Origin of the sequence: Pseudomonas brassicacearum (genome assembly GCF_009601685.2) — a bacterium.
In the GTDB taxonomy this organism is placed as follows: domain Bacteria; phylum Pseudomonadota; class Gammaproteobacteria; order Pseudomonadales; family Pseudomonadaceae; genus Aquipseudomonas; species Aquipseudomonas kilonensis_B.
In genome coordinates this window covers 4,138,435-4,156,514 of the sequence record NZ_CP045701.2, presented here as the reverse complement: position 1 = coordinate 4,156,514, position 18,080 = coordinate 4,138,435, and the positions used below count along the sequence as shown (strand labels likewise).

The window sequence follows — 18,080 nt, the reverse complement described above, 5'->3', positions numbered from 1 at the left end:
ACGCCCGGCGCGGCCGGGCGTCTCAAAGGTAAAACGATGTATCAGATGCGCTTGGCTTGTGCCGCTGCGTTGCCGATGTAACTGGCCGGCGTCAGTTTTTTCAGCTCGGCGCGGGCCGAGGCAGGCATGTCCAGGCCATCAATGAAAGTCTGCAACGCTTCAGGGCTGATGCCCTTGCCACGGGTCAGTTCTTTGAGCTTTTCATACGGGTTTTCGATGTTGTAGCGGCGCATCACGGTCTGGATCGGCTCGGCCAGGACTTCCCAGCAAGCGTCCAGGTCGGCGGCGATCTTCTGCTCGTTCAGTTCCAGCTTGCTGATGCCCTTGAGGCTGGCTTCGTAGGCAATGACACTATGGGCAAAACCCACGCCCAGGTTGCGCAGCACGGTGGAGTCGGTCAGGTCGCGCTGCCAGCGGGAGATCGGCAGTTTGCTCGCCAGGTGCTGGAACAGCGCGTTGGCGATGCCCAGGTTGCCTTCGGAGTTTTCGAAGTCGATCGGGTTGACCTTGTGCGGCATGGTCGAAGAACCGATTTCGCCGGCGATGGTGCGCTGCTTGAAGTAACCCAGGGAAATGTAGCCCCAGATGTCACGGTCGAAGTCGATCAGGATGGTGTTGAAGCGCGCGATCGCGTCGAACAGCTCGGCGATGTAGTCGTGCGGCTCGATCTGGGTGGTGTACGGGTTGAAGCTCAGGCCCAGTTCGTCTTCGATGAAGGCGCGGGCGTTGGCTTCCCAGTCGATGTCCGGGTAGGCCGACAGGTGGGCGTTGTAGTTGCCCACGGCGCCGTTGATCTTGCCCAGCAGCGGCACGGCGGCCACTTGGGCGATCTGGCGCTCCAGGCGGTAGACCACGTTCGCCAGTTCCTTGCCCAGGGTGGTCGGCGAAGCCGGCTGACCGTGGGTGCGCGACAGCATCGGCACGTCGGCGAAGCGGATCGCCAGCTCGCGGATGGCCTGGGCGGTCTGGCGCATCAGCGGCAACATCACCTCATCACGGCCTTCGCGCAGCATCAGGGCGTGGGACAGGTTGTTGATGTCCTCGCTGGTGCAGGCGAAGTGGATGAACTCGCTGACATTGGCCAGCTCCGGCAGCTTGGCCGCCTGCTCCTTGAGCAGGTATTCGATGGCCTTGACGTCGTGGTTGGTGGTGCGCTCGATCTCTTTGACGCGCTCGGCGTGCTCCAGCACAAAATTTTCTGCCAGGGCGTTCAGCACCGCGTTGGCTTCGGCAGAAAACGCCGGGACTTCGCTGATGGCAGGGTGGGCGGCCAGGCGCTGGAGCCAGCGCACTTCAACCAGGACGCGGGCACGGATCAGGCCGTACTCGCTGAAAATCGGGCGCAGGGCCTGGGTTTTGCCGGCGTAGCGGCCGTCTACAGGGGAAACCGCAGTGAGCGAAGAGAGCTGCATGGGGTGTTCTCGGACAGTCGGGCAACGAAATGGGGCGCGTATCATACATGAAAACAATCGCCGGTCCGTCGCCAACTGACCGGCGTGTTACGCGTAACGAAATAAAACTTTTGATGCTTGTGGCGAGGGCGCTTGCTCCTGCTGGGTCTGTAGGAGCTGTCGAGTGCAACGAGGCTGCGATCTTTCCCTGGGCGCTTGAATCCCAAGCGAAAGATCAAAAGATCGCAGCCTTCGGCAGCTCCTACAAGTCCGATGGGAGCAAGCTCGCCACAAAAAACGGGTTGAGGCGACTTATTCGTTGCGCATCAACGGGTAAAGCTCTTTAAGTAATTTGCGTCGGCTGACCACCAGCTGCCAGCGATGGCCGCCCAACTGCCGCCACAGCCGTGCCGAACGAATCCCGGCCAGCAGAAGGGCACGGATCTTCGAGGCATTGCTCGGTTGCTGCAGGTTGCGCATGTCGCCATGCACCTGGATGCGCTGGCGCAAGGTGCTCAGGGTGTCCTGGTACAGCGCGCCGCAGGCCGCGACGACGTTTTCGTGGGAAGGGCCGAAGTGCTCGACCTGGGACTGGATCTGCGGCAAGCGTTTGCCGATGGTCTCCAGCAGGTCGTCGCGCTTGGCCAACTGGCGCTCAAGGCCCAGCATCGACAGGGCATAGCGCAGCGGTTCGCGTTGCAGGGCGCTGGGATCGCGCTCCAGGGCGCCGATCAGTGCACGGTAGCCTTCGCGCAGGTTCAGGTCGTCGCCGCCGTAGACTTCCAGGGTGTCCTTGGGGTCGCGAACCAGCAGGCTGCCGAGCATGCAGGCCACGCCCGCGTCGCTGGCCTGGCCGGTCTTGGCGATCCGGTCCACCAGCACGGCGGCGAGAAACACGCCGCCCAATGCCGTCAGTTGTTCCTGGATAGGGGTCATGCCTTGCTGCTCCAGGGCTCTGCGATTTCGATCACGCCGCCGCCCAGGCAGATTTCCCCGTCGTAGAACACCACGGACTGGCCGGGTGTGACTGCTCGTTGTGGGTCGTCGAACGTCGCGCGATAGCCCGTGGCGGTTTTTTCCAGCATGCAGGGTTGGTCGCTCTGGCGGTAGCGAACCTTGGCCGTGAGGCGGCGCGGTTGGCTGAGGTCGATCGGGTTGACCCAATAGATGTCGGAGGCGAGCAGGGCGCGGGAAAACAACCAGGGATGGTCGTTGCCCTGGCCGACGATCAGCTCGTTGTGCTCCAGGTCCTTGACCAGCACGTACCACGGCTCCTCCCCGGCGTCTTTCAGTCCGCCGATGCCCAGGCCCTGGCGCTGGCCGATGGTGTGGTACATCAGGCCATGGTGACGGCCGATGACTTCGCCTTCGGTCGTCTTGATCTCGCCCGGCTGGGCCGGCAGGTATTGCTTGAGGAAGTCGCTGAAACGCCGCTCGCCGATAAAGCAGATCCCGGTGGAGTCTTTTTTCTTGGCGGTGGCGAGCTGGTGTTTTTCGGCGATCGCGCGCACTTCAGGCTTTTCCAGTTCGCCTACCGGGAACAGGGTCTTGGCGATCTGCTCACCGCCGACGGCATGCAGGAAGTAGCTCTGGTCCTTGTTCGGGTCCAGGCCCTTGAGCAGCTCGGTGCGGCCGTCGATGTCGCGGCGACGCACGTAGTGGCCGGTGGCGATCAGGTCGGCGCCGAGCATCATGGCGTAGTCGAGGAACGCCTTGAACTTGATTTCGCGGTTGCAGAGGATGTCCGGGTTCGGCGTGCGGCCGGCCTTGTATTCGGCCAGGAAGTGCTCGAACACGTTGTCCCAGTACTCGGCGGCGAAGTTGGCGGTGTGCAGCTTGATGCCGATCTTGTCGCACACGGCCTGGGCGTCCGCCAGGTCGTCCATGGCGGTGCAGTATTCGGTGCCGTCGTCTTCTTCCCAGTTCTTCATGAACAGGCCTTCCACCTCATAACCCTGCTCGATCAGCAGTAGGGCGGAAACGGAAGAGTCCACGCCGCCGGACATGCCGACTATGACGCGTTGCTTGGGTGTGTTCGAAGAGGCTGGATCACGCATAGGAATTCAATGAGTGTCTTGAAAAAGGACGCGATTCTATCAGGCCCGGGCGCTCAAGGCTAAAGAGAAGGGCGGATCAGTGACAGGCTGTGGCAGTGGCCGGCCAGATAATCGTCGATGCAGCGGATGATCAGCTCGCTGCGCCAGTGCTCGCGCTGCTCGAGGAGTTCGTCGCGGGTCAGCCATTTGGCGCCGAGGATGCCGTCGTCCAGCGGCCGTTCAGGGTTGTGTTTCAAGGCCTTGGCGGCGAAGCAGACCCTTTGGTAGGTCACGCCGTTGCTGGGGGCGGTGTACAGATATATGCCCACCACGGCCGTGGGTTCGACGTCCCAGCCGGTTTCTTCCAGGGTTTCGCGCACGGCGGCTTCGGTCAGGGTTTCGTCCGGGTCAAGGTGGCCGGCGGGCTGGTTGAGGACTGCGCGTCCGGCCTTGGATTCTTCCACCATCAGGAAGCGGCCGTGGTCTTCGACGATGGTGGCGACGGTGATGTGGGGTTGCCAGTTCATAAGGTTCTTCTATTTCTCGGATTGGTATGTGGGTTGCGGGGGGGTGTTGATTGAGTACATATCCGTTGCTGCGGTCACGGCTGCCTATGGTTCCGCTCTTACAGCGGCTCACTTTTGAGAAGCCCGGAAGCCGGCCCAGTCAAAAGTAAGCAAAACGCTCATGCCCCACCACTCGGTGCCTCGCCTAGGCTCGGCATGCCCTCTCTCCGGCATTGCTCCGTGGGCCCACTCCACAATGCCTGCGTTCGGCCAGCGTGGTTAACGGGGCGCCCGAGATCAACGTCCACCGCGAGGCGGCCTAGTAGCCGACCTGGTTCTTCCGGTCGTACACCCATCAGATCTGTTTGAGCAGGACCTGTGGGAGCAAAGCTTGCTCGCGATAGCGGTGTGTCAGTCAATATTTGAATTGAATGATGAATTGCAATCGCGAGCAAGCTCGCTCCCACAGGAGAGTTGTCTGATGAAATGTTGTAAATGCCAGAAACACAAACCCCGGCACTAGGCCGGGGTTTGTGTTTCTGCCTACAGCCTTACACCAGCGCAGCAATCGCCGCGTTGAAGGTGTTGCTTGGGCGCATGGCCTTGCTGGTCAGCTCCGGGTTGGCGAAGTAGTAACCGCCGATGTCCATGGGCTTGCCTTGCACGGCATTGAGTTCGGCAACGATTTTTTCTTCGCTGTCGGTCAATGTCTTGGCCAGGGAAGTGAACTGAGCCTTGAGGGCTGCGTCGTCGTCTTGAGCGGCCAGTGCCTGGGCCCAGAACAGGGTCAGGTAGAAGTGGCTGCCGCGGTTGTCGATGCCGCCGACCTTGCGCGAAGGCGACTTGTTGCGGTCCAGGAACTCACCGGTAGCCTGGTCCAGGGTCTTGGCCAGCACCAGGGCTTTCGGGTTGTTGTAGGTTACGCCCAGGTGCTCGAGGGACGCGGCCAGGGCCAGGAACTCGCCCAGGGAATCCCAGCGCAGGAAGTTTTCTTCCAGCAATTGCTGCACGTGCTTGGGGGCCGAGCCGCCGGCGCCGGTTTCGAACAGGCCACCGCCGTTCATCAGTGGCACGATCGACAGCATCTTGGCACTGGTGCCCAGTTCCATGATCGGGAACAGGTCGGTCAGGTAGTCGCGCAGTACGTTGCCGGTCACCGAGATGGTGTCCTTGCCCTCGCGGGTGCGGGCCAGGGTGAACTTCATCGCGTCGACCGGCGACATGATGCGGATGTCCAGGCCGGCAGTGTCGTAGTCCTTCAGGTAAGTCTGGACTTTCTCGATCACGACGCCGTCATGGGCGCGCATCGGGTCCAGCCAGAAGATCGCTGGGGTGCTGCTGGCGCGGGCACGGTTGACGGCCAGTTTGACCCAGTCCTGGATCGGCGCGTCCTTGGTCTGGCACATGCGGAAGATGTCGCCAGCTTCGACGCCCTGCTCCAGCAGGGTGCGACCATTGTTGTCCGAAACACGCACCACGCCGTCGACCTTGATCTGGAAGGTCTTGTCGTGGGAACCGTACTCTTCGGCTTTCTTGGCCATCAGGCCAACGTTTGGCACGCTGCCCATGGTGGTGGGGTCGAAGGCGCCGTGTTGCTTGCAGTCTTCGATCACCGCCTGGTAGATGGTGGCGTAGCAGCGATCCGGGATCACGGCCTTGGTGTCGTGCAACTGGCCGTCGGTGCCCCACATCTTGCCGGAGTCACGGATCATGGCCGGCATCGAGGCGTCGACGATGACGTCGCTCGGCACGTGCAGGTTGGTGATGCCTTTGTCGGAGTTGACCATCGCCAGGGATGGGCGTGCTGCGTAGACCGCCTGGATATCGGCTTCGATCTGCGCCTGCTTCTCGGCCGGCAGGGCCTTGATGCGAGCGTAGAGGTCGCCGATGCCGTTGTTCAGGTTGAAGCCGATCTGTTCCAGCACTTGGGCGTGCTTGGCCAGGGCGTCTTTATAGAACTCGGCAACGATCTGGCCGAACATGATCGGGTCGGAGACCTTCATCATGGTGGCCTTGAGGTGAACCGACAGCAGGACGCCCTTTTGCTTGGCGTCTTCGATTTCAGCGGCGATGAACTCGCGCAGGGCGTTTTTGCTCATCACGGCGCAGTCGAGGATCTCACCGGCTTGTACGGTGGTTTTTTCCTTCAGGACAGTGGCAGTGCCGTCCTGGGCGATCAGCTCGATTTTCACGCTGCCGGCGGCGTCGATCAGGGCGGCTTTTTCGCTGCCGTAGAAATCGCCGTTGCTCATGTGGGCAACGTGGGACTTGGAGTCCGCTGCCCAGGCGCCCATCTTGTGCGGGTGCTTGCGGGCGTAGTTCTTGACCGACAGCGGCGCGCGACGGTCGGAGTTGCCTTCGCGCAGGACCGGGTTCACGGCGCTGCCCTTGATCTTGTCGTAGCGGGCACGAGCGTCTTTCTCGGCATCGCTGGTCACGGTTTCCGGGTAGTCCGGCAGTGCGTAGCCCTGGGCCTGCAATTCCTTGATCGCGGCCTGCAGTTGCGGCACCGAGGCGCTGATGTTCGGCAGCTTGATGATGTTGGCTTCAGGCGTAACGGCCAGGTCGCCCAATTCGGCGAGGTGGTCGGCTACGGCTTTGTCACCCAGTTGCTCGGGGAAGCTGGCCAGGATGCGCCCTGCGAGGGAGATATCGCGGGTTTCCACGGCGATATCGGCCGAAGCGGTAAAGGCTTCGACGATCGGCAGCAGCGAATAGGTGGCGAGGGCGGGCGCTTCGTCGGTGAAGGTATAGATGATCTTCGAGCGGGTGGGCATATTCGGATTAACTCTCTTCTTTGCTAAAGCATGCGCAGAAACTCGAGGGGCGCCGGGTAAGCGCGTTCGTTCAAAGTCTTCCGTGAACCGAATGTCGAGGTTTCTTCGCGGTGATGTTGGGTGCATCAGTCGAGCGTCAAGCGGTTGGGCCGCGGTAACGGTCCGGCTTTTAAGCTGGCGGAAAGACCTGTGATAGAGCGCTCAGCCAGTGTGACCCTGCGGTCAGCGGCGGCATTATACATAGGTAGCTGGCAATCTGCCGATGGTTCATAGACTTCCGTACACGTCCATTGGTCTAAACGTCGCAGTACCGAAGGAGCAGGCTATGCTCATGTTTGGCGCTTTTCCCTTGGTTTTCACAGGTTGTACATCGCGAACTGCAACGCTTTACCCCGGATGAGCCTAACGTAGGGTTTGCGCGCCGATTCAAGTGGGGTACGCTCGAACGCAGCCAGATGTTCAATCCAAGCAACGGAGTTCAGCATGGGGTATCAAAAGATTCAGGTTCCAGCCGTCGGTGACAAAATCACCGTCAATGCAGACCATTCTCTTAATGTTCCCGACAACCCGATCATCCCCTTCATCGAAGGCGACGGCATTGGCGTCGATATCAGTCCGGTCATGATCAAGGTTGTGGACGCTGCGGTTCAGAAGGCCTATGGCGGCAAGCGCAAGATTTCCTGGATGGAAGTCTATGCCGGTGAGAAAGCGACTCAGGTCTATGACCAGGACACCTGGCTGCCCCAGGAAACCCTGGATGCGGTCAAGGATTACGTGGTTTCCATCAAGGGCCCGCTGACCACGCCGGTGGGCGGTGGAATCCGTTCGCTGAACGTGGCCCTGCGCCAGCAGCTCGACCTGTACGTGTGCCTGCGCCCGGTGCGCTGGTTCGAAGGCGTGCCAAGCCCGGTCAAGAAGCCTGGCGACGTGGACATGACGATCTTCCGCGAGAACTCCGAAGACATCTACGCTGGCATCGAGTGGAAGGCCGGTTCGGCCGAAGCCACCAAGGTCATCAAGTTCCTGAAAGAAGAAATGGGCGTGACCAAGATTCGTTTCGACGAGGACTGCGGCATCGGCATCAAGCCGGTTTCCAAGCAGGGCACCCAGCGCCTGGCTCGCAAGGCCTTGCAATATGTTGTCGACAACGACCGCGATTCGCTGACCATCGTGCATAAAGGCAACATCATGAAGTTCACCGAAGGTGCCTTCAAGGAATGGGCCTACGAAGTGGCGGCCGAGGAATTCGGCGCGACCCTGCTCGACGGCGGCCCGTGGATGCAGTTCAAGAACCCCAAGACCGGCAAGAATGTCGTCGTCAAGGACGCCATCGCCGATGCCATGTTGCAGCAGATCCTGCTGCGTCCGGCTGAATATGACGTGATCGCCACCCTGAACCTGAACGGTGACTACCTGTCCGACGCCCTGGCGGCGGAAGTGGGCGGTATCGGTATTGCGCCAGGCGCCAACCTGTCCGACACCGTGGCGATGTTCGAAGCCACCCACGGTACCGCGCCCAAGTATGCCGGCAAGGACCAGGTCAATCCGGGCTCGCTGATCCTGTCGGCGGAAATGATGCTGCGCCACATGGGGTGGACCGAAGCGGCCGACCTGATCATCAAGGGCACCAACGGCGCAATCTCGGCCAAGACCGTGACCTATGACTTCGAACGCCTGATGGAGGGCGCCAAGCTGGTGTCGTCCTCGGGCTTCGGTGATGCCCTGATCTCGCACATGTAAGCGGATCGGCGCTTAGCGCGAATGCCCGGCTCGAGTGATCGAGCCGGGCATTTTCATTTGTCCGGATCGACGACCGGTCAATGGGTTTCGGTGACCCTGACCTGGACAGGGGCGGGCGTTTCTTCGATGGTGACAGCCCTGATGTTGACCGCGTGCAGGCCCTTGGGTCCCTGGATGACGTCGAACGTCACAGGTTGTCCGGCCTTCAGGGTTTTGTAACCTTCCATGTTGATGGCCGAGTAATGGGCGAAAAGGTCTTCATCATCCCTGCCGGCTGCGATAATGAAACCGTAGCCCTTGGCATTGTTGAACCATTTCACCTTGCCATTCATCTTGACGACCGACATAACCCATTTCCCTCTGCAACGCACTCCATCACTGGAGTATCATCCAGTCCATCCGCAGGCTAATCTTGAAGTAAGGATAGATTCCACGGACCTTTTTAACCCACGATGGGCTCTATTGGTTGTAACACCGTTTTCCCGATAGTCAAGGTGGCCGGGTGGTCGTGGTTGAAATCGCCCACAAGCGCCCCCATCACTGTATTCGCCAACTAAACGAACCTTTCTTTCCATGCATGCAGTCAGCCAGATTCGACTAACATTCAATCAGGATCGCCCGGATCTACACGACGACGATTCCGCAGGCATTGCTGTTCAGGAAGCAAAGCCTGCATTACAGGCGCCGCCGATGTACAAGGTGGTTTTGTTCAACGATGACTACACACCGATGGATTTCGTCGTCGAAGTGCTCGAGGTGTTTTTTAACCTGAATCGCGAGCTGGCGACCAAGGTCATGCTGGCCGTCCATACAGAGGGACGGGCAGTATGTGGAGTGTTTACCCGCGACATCGCCGAGACGAAGGCCATGCAGGTCAACCAGTACGCCCGGGAAAGCCAGCATCCGCTACTCTGTGAAATCGAGAAGGACGGTTAACGCCGACCACTTGGGTATGAGGTGAAGCTATGTTAAACCGCGAGCTCGAAGTCACCCTCAATCTTGCCTTCAAGGAGGCTCGTTCGAAGCGTCATGAATTCATGACCGTCGAACACCTGCTGCTGGCCCTATTGGATAACGAGGCTGCCGCCACCGTTTTGCGTGCCTGCGGCGCGAACCTCGATAAACTCAAGCATGATCTGCAGGAGTTCATCGACTCCACCACGCCACTGATCCCCGTTCATGACGAGGATCGCGAAACCCAGCCAACCCTGGGCTTCCAGCGTGTCCTGCAGCGTGCTGTCTTCCATGTACAGAGCTCGGGCAAGCGTGAAGTCACCGGCGCCAACGTGCTGGTTGCCATCTTCAGCGAGCAGGAAAGCCAGGCGGTGTTCCTGCTCAAGCAGCAGAGCGTGGCGCGTATCGATGTCGTCAACTACATCGCCCATGGCATCTCCAAGGTGCCGGGGCATGGCGATCATTCCGAGGGTGAGCAGGATATGCAGGATGACGAGGGCGGTGAGTCTTCTTCTTCAGGCAACCCATTGGATGCCTATGCCAGCAACCTGAACGAACTGGCACGCCAGGGGCGCATTGACCCGCTGGTCGGGCGCGAAGCGGAAGTCGAGCGTGTTGCCCAGATCCTGGCCCGGCGTCGCAAGAACAACCCATTGCTGGTGGGCGAGGCGGGCGTAGGCAAGACCGCAATCGCCGAAGGCCTGGCCAAGCGCATCGTCGACAACCAGGTGCCGGACCTGCTGGCCAACAGCGTGGTGTATTCCCTCGACCTGGGTGCCTTGCTGGCCGGTACCAAGTACCGCGGCGATTTCGAGAAACGCTTCAAGGCGTTGCTCGGCGAGCTGAAAAAACGTCCGCAAGCGATCCTGTTCATCGACGAAATCCACACCATTATTGGTGCCGGGGCGGCGTCGGGTGGGGTCATGGATGCGTCGAACCTGCTCAAGCCGTTGCTGTCGTCGGGTGATATCCGTTGCATCGGTTCGACCACGTTCCAGGAATTTCGCGGGATCTTCGAGAAAGACCGTGCCCTGGCCCGGCGCTTCCAGAAGGTCGATGTGTCGGAGCCTTCGGTGGAAGACACCATCGGCATCCTGCGCGGCCTGAAAGGGCGTTTCGAGCTGCACCACAATATCGAGTACAGCGATGAAGCCCTGCGCGCTGCGGCTGAGCTGGCCTCGCGCTACATCAACGACCGGCACATGCCGGACAAGGCCATCGACGTCATCGACGAAGCAGGTGCCTACCAGCGTCTGCAACCGGTGGAGAAACGCGTCAAACGCATCGAAGTGCCTCAGGTCGAGGACATCGTGGCGAAAATCGCGCGTATTCCGCCTAAGCATGTCACCAGTTCCGACAAGGAGCTGCTGCGTAACCTGGAGCGTGACCTGAAGCTGACGGTGTTCGGCCAGGACGCGGCTATCGACTCGTTGTCGACCGCCATCAAGCTGTCCCGCGCCGGTCTCAAGTCACCGGACAAACCGGTAGGTTCGTTCCTGTTCGCCGGGCCGACCGGTGTCGGCAAGACCGAGGCGGCACGGCAGTTGGCCAAGGCGATGGGCATCGAACTGGTTCGCTTCGACATGTCCGAGTACATGGAGCGCCACACCGTATCGCGTCTGATCGGTGCGCCTCCGGGCTATGTCGGTTTCGATCAGGGCGGCCTGTTGACCGAAGCCATCACCAAGCAGCCACACTGCGTATTGTTGCTCGACGAAATCGAGAAGGCGCATCCGGAAGTCTTCAACCTGCTCCTGCAGGTCATGGACCACGGTACGCTCACCGATAACAACGGGCGCAAGGCGGACTTCCGCAACGTGATCATCATCATGACCACGAACGCCGGTGCCGAAACCGCTGCTCGTGCTTCGATCGGTTTCACCCATCAGGACCACTCGTCCGATGCGATGGAAGTGATCAAGAAGAGCTTCACGCCTGAGTTCCGCAACCGCCTGGACACCATTATCCAGTTTGGTCGCCTCAGCCATGAAGTCATCAAGAGCGTGGTGGACAAGTTCCTTACCGAACTTCAGGCGCAGCTCGAAGACAAGCGTGTGTTGCTGGAAGTTACCGATGCGGCCCGCAGTTGGCTGGCCGAAGGTGGTTACGACGTGACGATGGGGGCGCGGCCGATGGCTCGCTTGATCCAGGACAAGATCAAGCGTCCGCTGGCCGAGGAAATCCTCTTTGGCGAACTGGCCGAACATGGCGGTGTGGTGCACATCGACATCAAGGACGGCGAGCTGACCTTCGACTTCGAAACCACGGCCGAAATGGCCTGACCGTTAGTTGCAACAAAGCAAAAGGCGCCGAAAGGCGCCTTTTTGCTGACTTCAGAAATACGCCGATTTGCTGTGGGATCTGTGTGTTTCTGAAGGGTGAGGCAAATCGCAGACAAACAAAAACGCCCGGCATCAGCCGGGCGTTTTGTATTGACTTGTTAGCGAGCGCGGTAAGTGATGCGCCCTTTGCTCAAGTCATAGGGCGTCAGCTCGACGCGCACTTTGTCACCGGTAAGAATACGAATGTAGTTCTTGCGCATCTTGCCGGAGATATGCGCGGTTACGACGTGCCCATTTTCCAACTCCACACGAAACATGGTGTTGGGCAGGGTGTCGACGACAGTGCCTTCCATTTCGAAGCTGTCTTCTTTCGACATGCAGTAAAGCCCTCGGTATCCAGTGAATGGCCCGGTGCAACTGCGCCAGGCAAAAGCGGCGTGCATTGTGCCCGAAAAAGGGGGGTCAAGCCAAGGGGTTCTAGCTTTAAAGGCGCAGGGTTCTAACTCAGGACCACCCACCGTTGGTTAATCAGCAGTTCAATGGGGCGATATTGGGTCTTGTAGTTCATTTTCTTGCAGTTTTTGATCCAGTAACCCAAGTACACCGCCTCCAGTCCCAGGCGCTGGGCTTCGTTGATTTGCCAAAGGATGGCAAACCGCCCCAGGCTGCGCCGCTCTTCGTCCGGCTCGTAGAAGGTGTACACCGCTGAAAGCCCATTGGGCAGCAAGTCTGTGACGGCAATGGCCATCAGTCGCCCTTCGAGACGGAACTCGTAGAAGCGGGAAAACGGCAGGTCACGCACCAGGAAGGTCGAGAACTGATCCCGACTGGGCGGGTACATGTCGCCATCGGCATGGCGTTGTTCGATGTAGCGCTGGTACAGGTCGAAATATTCTTCGGTGAATTGCGGCTTGGCCGGGCGGACCTGCAGGTCGGCGTTGCGCTTGAAAATGCGTTTCTGCTGGCGGTTGGGCAAAAATTGCGCCACGGGAAGGCGCGCCGGGACGCAGGCGTTGCAATGTTGGCAATGGGGCCGGTAAAGGTGATCGCCGCTGCGACGAAAGCCCATTTCCGACAGGTCTGCGTAGACATGCACATCCATGGGCTGGCTAGGGTCGAGGAACAGCGTGGTGGCCTGCTCCTCCGGCAGGTAGCTGCAAGAGTGGGGCTGAGTGGCATAGAACTTCAAACGCGCCAACTCGGTCATGATCAACCCTCGGATAAACTTTTAAATTTAAGTGTAAGCCAGGAGCGCGAATGTCGCTCAGCAAACCCAGGTCGCGTGGTTGGGTTGATCCAGATGGGCCTTGAGATAGCCAGCAAACTCAGTCCGTGGTATCGAGCGGGCGCCCAGGCTGTGCAGGTGCTCGGTGGGCATCTGGCAGTCGATCAGCACGAAACCGGCGGCCTTGAGGTGTTGGACCAGCATCGCGAAGCCAAATTTGGACGCATTGTCGGCCCGGCTGAACATGGACTCGCCAAAAAACAGCTGCCCCATGGCCAAGCCATACAGGCCGCCCACCAATACCCCTTGGTCCCACACTTCCACCGAATGGGCGAAGCCGCGGCGGTGCAGTTCCAGATAGGCGGTTTGCATGGCCTCGGTGATCCAGGTGCCCTCGGCATAATCCCGCGGCGCGGCGCAGGCCTGGATGACTGCCGCAAAATCCTGGTCGAACGTCACTTCATAGCGCTGCTTGCGCAGCAGTTTGCCCAGGCTGCGGGATACGTGCAGTTCGTCGGGAAACAGTACCGTGCGCGGGTCTGGCGACCACCAGAGGATCGGTTGCCCCTCGGAAAACCATGGGAAGCAGCCGTGGCGATAGGCCTGGATCAGCCGGTCGGCGGACAGATCGCCACCGGCGGCCAGTAACCCGTTGGGATCGCGCATGGCTTTTGCCAGTGGCGGGAATTCGAAGCTGTTGCGTTGTAACCAGGTCAGCATGGGGATCCGGCGTAGTAGAAGGGGAGGGCGGCAGGTGGCGGGCCTCGCCCATCCGCGAGTGCCCGCCTGGAAGGTTAACCGTCAAGCGGCCGGGATGTCATCGAGATACTTCTCCGCATCGAGTGCCGCCATGCAACCGGCGCCCGCGGAGGTAATTGCCTGGCGATAGACATGGTCAGCCACATCGCCGGCGGCGAACACGCCCTGGATATCGGTCGCGGTGGCGTTGCCTTCGCTGCCGCCGCGCACGAGCAGGTAGCCGTCACGCATCTTCAACTGGCCCTGAAACAGCTCGGTATTGGGTTTATGGCCGATGGCAATGAACACGCCGGCCAGGGAAAGGGTGCTGGTTTCGCCGGTCTCGCTGTGCCGCAGGCGCGCGCCAGTCACGCCGCTGGCGTCGCCCAGGACTTCATCCAGGTTCTGGTTCCAGTGCAGCTTGATATTGCCGCTGGCGGCCTTTTCGAAGAGTTTGTCCTGCAGGATCTTCTCTGAACGCAGCTTGTCGCGACGATGGATCAGGTGCACTTGCCTGGCGATGTTCGACAGGTACAGGGCTTCTTCGACTGCGGTATTGCCGCCGCCGACCACGGCCACCACTTGGTTGCGGTAGAAAAAGCCATCGCAGGTCGCACACGCGGAAACTCCTTTGCCGGCGAAGCTTTCTTCCGAGGGCAGCCCCAGGTACTGGGCCGAGGCGCCGGTGGCAATGATCAGCGCATCGCAGGTGTAGGTGCCGCTGTCGCCGATCAATTCAAATGGACGCTGTTGCAACTTGGCGGTGTGGACATGGTCGTAGACGATCTGTGTGTCGAAGCGTTCGGCGTGTCGTTGCATGCGCTCCATCAGTGCCGGGCCCGTCAGGCCTTCGACGTCGCCGGGCCAGTTGTCGACTTCCACGGTGGTGGTGAGCTGGCCACCGGCCTGCAGGCCGGTAATGACAACGGGTTTGAGGTTGGCCCGGGCAGCATAGACAGCTGCGCTGTATCCCGCTGGGCCGGAACCGAGAATGATCAGGCGTGAATGCTTCACTTCGCTCATAAAAAACACCTCATAAGCCTTTGTCACAAAAGAGAATGCATGGTCCAATTGGCGCGTGTACACCCTGTATCGGGCTATGCTGTGAGGCAATGCCTTGGCGCGGACAAACCCGTACAATGCTTGAGTTTTGAACGCAGGATGGGCTAAAGGTCAAAGTCTTCGGCAACACCTGCGGTTTTCTGGATGCGCCCCACAGTGGTAAAAGTAGTACCGGTTGTGCACATTCACTTTTTTACCTGCTCGTCATGGGCAGTTTTTTATAGTCATTCAACAGATGGACGCGCCGTTGGCGCAGGAAAAGAAGCGTTTTGAAGAAATCCACCGCAGCACCCAAACCAGTCGTTCCGCTATGGCGCCAGCAATTGCACTACCGACTCAAGGAAGGTGCGTTGATCGCCATCGGTGCCCTGTGCCTGTTCCTGATGATGGCCCTGCTGACCTACGGCAAGGACGATCCGGGCTGGAGCCATAACAGCAAGATCGACGACGTGCAGAATTTCGGCGGTCCGGCCGGTTCCTACAGCGCCGACATCCTGTTCATGGTGCTGGGCTATTTCGCCTACATCTTCCCGCTGCTGCTGGCGATCAAGGCCTACCAGATCTTTCGCCAGCGCCACGAGCCGTGGCAGTGGAGCGGCTGGCTGTTCTCCTGGCGCCTGATCGGCCTGGTGTTCCTGGTGTTGTCAGGGGCCGCGCTGGCCCACATCCATTTCCACGCGCCCACCGGCTTGCCGGCCGGGGCGGGCGGGGCGCTGGGTGAAAGCCTCGGCGACCTGGCCCGGAACGCCTTGAATATCCAGGGCAGTACGCTGCTGTTCATCGCCCTGTTCCTGTTCGGCCTGACGGTGTTCACCGACCTGTCATGGTTCAAGGTCATGGACATCACCGGCAAGATCACCCTCGACCTGATCGAACTGATCCAGGGCGCCATGAGCCGCTGGTGGGCGGCACGCACCGAGCGCAAGCAACTGGTGGCGCAACTGCGTGAAGTCGATGACCGCGTCCACGACGTGGTAGCCCCGACGACGCCGGACAAGCGCGAGCAGGCCAAGGTCAAGGAGCGCCTGATCGAGCGTGAGCAGGCGTTGAGCAAGCACATGTCCGATCGCGAGAAGCAGGTGCCGCCGGTCATCACCATGGCCCCGGCCAAGCCGCCCGAGCAAAGCAAGCGCGTACAGAAAGAGAAACAGGCGCCGCTGTTCGTCGACAGCGCGGTGGAAGGCACCTTGCCGCCGATCTCGATCCTGGACCCGGCCGAGAAGAAACAGCTCAACTATTCCCCCGAATCCCTGGCGGCCGTCGGCCATTTGCTGGAGATCAAGCTCAAGGAGTTCGGGGTCGAGGTCTCTGTGGACTCGATCCACCCGGGCCCGGTCATCACCCGCTACGAAATCCAGCCGGCCGCCGGTGTGAAGGTCAGCCGCATCGCCAACCTCGCGAAGGACCTGGCGCGCTCCCTGGCCGTGACCAGCGTGCGGGTGGTGGAAGTGATTCCCGGCAAGACCACCGTGGGCATCGAGATTCCCAACGAAGACCGGCAGATCGTGCGCTTCTCCGAAGTGCTGTCCACGCCTGAGTACGACAACCACAAGTCGCCGGTCACCCTGGCCCTGGGCCACGACATCGGCGGCAAGCCGGTCATCACTGACCTGGCGAAAATGCCCCACCTGCTGGTGGCCGGTACCACCGGTTCCGGTAAGTCGGTGGGCGTGAACGCGATGATCCTGTCGATTCTGTTCAAGTCAGGTCCCGAAGACGCCAAGCTGATCATGATCGACCCGAAAATGCTCGAGCTGTCGATCTACGAGGGCATCCCGCACCTGCTCTGCCCGGTGGTCACCGACATGAAGGACGCCGCCAACGCCTTGCGCTGGAGCGTCGCGGAGATGGAGCGCCGCTACAAGCTGATGGCGAAGATGGGCGTGCGCAACCTGTCGGGCTTCAATGCCAAGGTCAAGGAAGCCGAAGAAGCCGGTACGCCGTTGAGCGACCCGCTCTATCACCGCGAAAATATCCACGACGAAGCGCCGCTGCTGCACAAGCTGCCGACCATCGTGGTGGTGGTGGACGAATTCGCCGACATGATGATGATCGTCGGCAAGAAGGTCGAAGAGCTGATCGCCCGTATTGCCCAGAAGGCCCGTGCGGCCGGTATCCACCTGATCCTCGCCACACAGCGGCCGTCGGTGGACGTGATCACCGGCCTGATCAAGGCCAACATCCCGACCCGCATGGCGTTCCAGGTGTCGAGCAAGATCGACTCGCGGACCATTATCGACCAGGGTGGCGCCGAGCAGTTGCTTGGTCACGGTGACATGCTCTACATGCCGCCGGGCACCAGCCTGCCGATTCGTGTGCATGGCGCGTTCGTCTCCGACGACGAAGTGCACCGCGTGGTGGAGGCCTGGAAACTGCGCGGCGCTCCTGAATACAACGACGACATCCTCAACGGTGTCGAAGAAGCCGGCAGCGGTTTCGAGGGCAGCAGTGGCGGCGGTGACGACGATGCTGAAACCGATGCGCTCTATGACGAAGCGGTGCAGTTCGTCCTGGAGAGCCGTCGGGCCTCGATTTCTGCCGTACAGCGCAAGCTGAAGATTGGCTACAACCGCGCCGCCCGCATGATCGAAGCCATGGAAATGGCCGGGGTGGTGACGGCCATGAACACCAACGGCTCGCGCGAAGTACTGGCGCCGGGCCCGATGCGCGACTAACGACCCGGGCGGCCTGCCGACATGCCGCTCGACCCCCACGACTTCATGAGGACTCCCATGCGCCTGATTCGCATGTTGCTGTTGCCCGTACTGGCCCTGACCACCTTGTCGGCCCACGCCGACGAAAAGGACGTGGCCCGCCTGACCCAGTTGCTGGAGCGCTCCCAGACCCTGACCGCACGTTTCTCCCAGTTGACCCTCGACGGCAGCGGCACCCAATTGCAGGAAACCGCCGGCGACATGGCCCTGCAGCGTCCGGGGCTGTTCTACTGGCACACCGATGCGCCAGCCGAACAACTGATGGTCTCCGATGGCAAGAAAGTCTCCCTGTGGGACCCGGACCTGGAGCAGGTCACCATCAAGACCCTCGACCAGCGCCTGACCCAGACCCCGGCGCTGCTGCTCTCCGGTGACGTCTCCAAGATCAGCCAGAGCTTCGACATCAGCGCCAAGGAAGCCGGTGGCGTGATTGACTTCACCCTCAAGCCCAAGACCAAGGACAGTCTGTTCGACAGCCTGCGCCTGTCGTTCCGTAACGGCCTGGTCAATGACATGCAACTGATCGACAGTGTCGGCCAGCGCACCAATATCCTGTTCACCGGGGTCAAGGCCAACGAGCCGATCGCCGCGTCCAAGTTCAAATTCGACATCCCCAAGGGTGCGGACGTGATCCAGGAATAAACCAAGACCCCCT

General features: G+C 60.5%; 15 protein-coding genes. 5 read left to right on the top strand and 10 right to left on the bottom strand.

Annotated elements, in window-relative coordinates; translation table 11 throughout:
* Positions 1–41 precede the first annotated feature (41 nt).
* The 5 genes from purB to GFU70_RS17495 all read right to left on the bottom strand — a co-directional run bounded on the left by purB (position 42) and on the right by GFU70_RS17495 (position 6,710).
* Positions 42–1,412, bottom strand: coding sequence for an adenylosuccinate lyase (gene purB, locus GFU70_RS17515; protein WP_058546156.1), 1,371 nt, complete (start codon positions 1,410–1,412; stop codon positions 42–44).
* A 291-nt stretch (positions 1,413–1,703) separates the two neighbouring features.
* Positions 1,704–2,327, bottom strand: coding sequence for a high frequency lysogenization protein HflD (gene hflD / locus GFU70_RS17510; RefSeq protein WP_058546157.1), 624 nt, complete (start codon positions 2,325–2,327; stop codon positions 1,704–1,706).
* A complete protein-coding gene (gene mnmA, locus GFU70_RS17505) occupies positions 2,324–3,448 on the bottom strand; it encodes a tRNA 2-thiouridine(34) synthase MnmA (RefSeq protein WP_058546158.1) in 1,125 nt (374 codons plus the stop codon). The genes hflD and mnmA overlap by 4 nt, the downstream gene beginning before the upstream one ends.
* Positions 3,449–3,507: 59 nt before the next feature.
* Positions 3,508–3,954, bottom strand: a complete 447-nt coding sequence (locus GFU70_RS17500; RefSeq protein ID WP_058546159.1) for an NUDIX hydrolase — start codon at positions 3,952–3,954, stop codon at positions 3,508–3,510.
* A gap of 530 nt (positions 3,955–4,484) precedes the next feature.
* Positions 4,485–6,710 carry an NADP-dependent isocitrate dehydrogenase gene (locus tag GFU70_RS17495; protein WP_153388501.1) on the bottom strand — a complete coding sequence of 742 codons (2,226 nt, stop codon included), beginning with the start codon at positions 6,708–6,710 and terminating at the stop codon, positions 4,485–4,487.
* 483 nt (positions 6,711–7,193) lie between these two features.
* On the opposite strand from GFU70_RS17495, the gene icd reads away from it, so the two are divergent.
* Positions 7,194–8,450, top strand: a complete 1,257-nt coding sequence (gene icd / locus GFU70_RS17490) for an NADP-dependent isocitrate dehydrogenase (protein WP_003203344.1) — start codon at positions 7,194–7,196, stop codon at positions 8,448–8,450.
* Between the two features lie 77 nt (positions 8,451–8,527).
* On the opposite strand, the gene GFU70_RS17485 is transcribed toward icd, so the two are convergent.
* Complete coding sequence (locus tag GFU70_RS17485) at positions 8,528–8,797, bottom strand: cold shock domain-containing protein (RefSeq protein WP_058545302.1); 270 nt, start codon at positions 8,795–8,797, stop codon at positions 8,528–8,530.
* A 226-nt stretch (positions 8,798–9,023) separates the two neighbouring features.
* Between GFU70_RS17485 and clpS the strand changes: the two genes are divergently transcribed.
* Together clpS and clpA are read left to right on the top strand one after the other, a co-directional pair.
* Complete coding sequence (gene clpS / locus GFU70_RS17480; protein WP_003180089.1) at positions 9,024–9,386, top strand: ATP-dependent Clp protease adapter ClpS; 363 nt, start codon at positions 9,024–9,026, stop codon at positions 9,384–9,386.
* Positions 9,387–9,415: 29 nt separating this feature from the next.
* Positions 9,416–11,686, top strand: a complete 2,271-nt coding sequence (gene clpA / locus GFU70_RS17475; RefSeq protein WP_003203340.1) for an ATP-dependent Clp protease ATP-binding subunit ClpA — start codon at positions 9,416–9,418, stop codon at positions 11,684–11,686.
* A 158-nt stretch (positions 11,687–11,844) separates the two neighbouring features.
* On the opposite strand, the gene infA is transcribed toward clpA, so the two are convergent.
* The 4 genes from infA to trxB all read right to left on the bottom strand — a co-directional run bounded on the left by infA (position 11,845) and on the right by trxB (position 14,672).
* Positions 11,845–12,063: a translation initiation factor IF-1 gene (gene infA / locus GFU70_RS17470; protein ID WP_002553999.1), complete on the bottom strand. Its 219-nt coding sequence runs from the start codon at positions 12,061–12,063 to the stop codon at positions 11,845–11,847.
* A gap of 122 nt (positions 12,064–12,185) precedes the next feature.
* The gene (locus tag GFU70_RS17465; RefSeq protein WP_058545303.1) at positions 12,186–12,893 is read right to left on the bottom strand and encodes an arginyltransferase; all 708 of its coding nucleotides are present in this window, start codon (positions 12,891–12,893) and stop codon (positions 12,186–12,188) included.
* 57 nt (positions 12,894–12,950) lie between these two features.
* Positions 12,951–13,631, bottom strand: coding sequence for a leucyl/phenylalanyl-tRNA--protein transferase (aat, locus tag GFU70_RS17460; RefSeq protein WP_116641879.1), 681 nt, complete (start codon positions 13,629–13,631; stop codon positions 12,951–12,953).
* 81 nt (positions 13,632–13,712) lie between these two features.
* Positions 13,713–14,672: a thioredoxin-disulfide reductase gene (gene trxB / locus GFU70_RS17455; protein ID WP_116641880.1), complete on the bottom strand. Its 960-nt coding sequence runs from the start codon at positions 14,670–14,672 to the stop codon at positions 13,713–13,715.
* 308 nt (positions 14,673–14,980) lie between these two features.
* Between trxB and GFU70_RS17450 the strand changes: the two genes are divergently transcribed.
* Both GFU70_RS17450 and lolA read left to right on the top strand, forming a co-directional pair.
* Positions 14,981–17,386 (top strand): DNA translocase FtsK, encoded by a 2,406-nt coding sequence (locus GFU70_RS17450; RefSeq protein ID WP_058545306.1) that lies wholly within the window; start codon positions 14,981–14,983, stop codon positions 17,384–17,386.
* 57 nt (positions 17,387–17,443) lie between these two features.
* Complete coding sequence (gene lolA, locus GFU70_RS17445) at positions 17,444–18,067, top strand: outer membrane lipoprotein chaperone LolA (RefSeq protein ID WP_058545307.1); 624 nt, start codon at positions 17,444–17,446, stop codon at positions 18,065–18,067.
* The last annotated feature ends 13 nt before the right edge of the window (positions 18,068–18,080 follow it).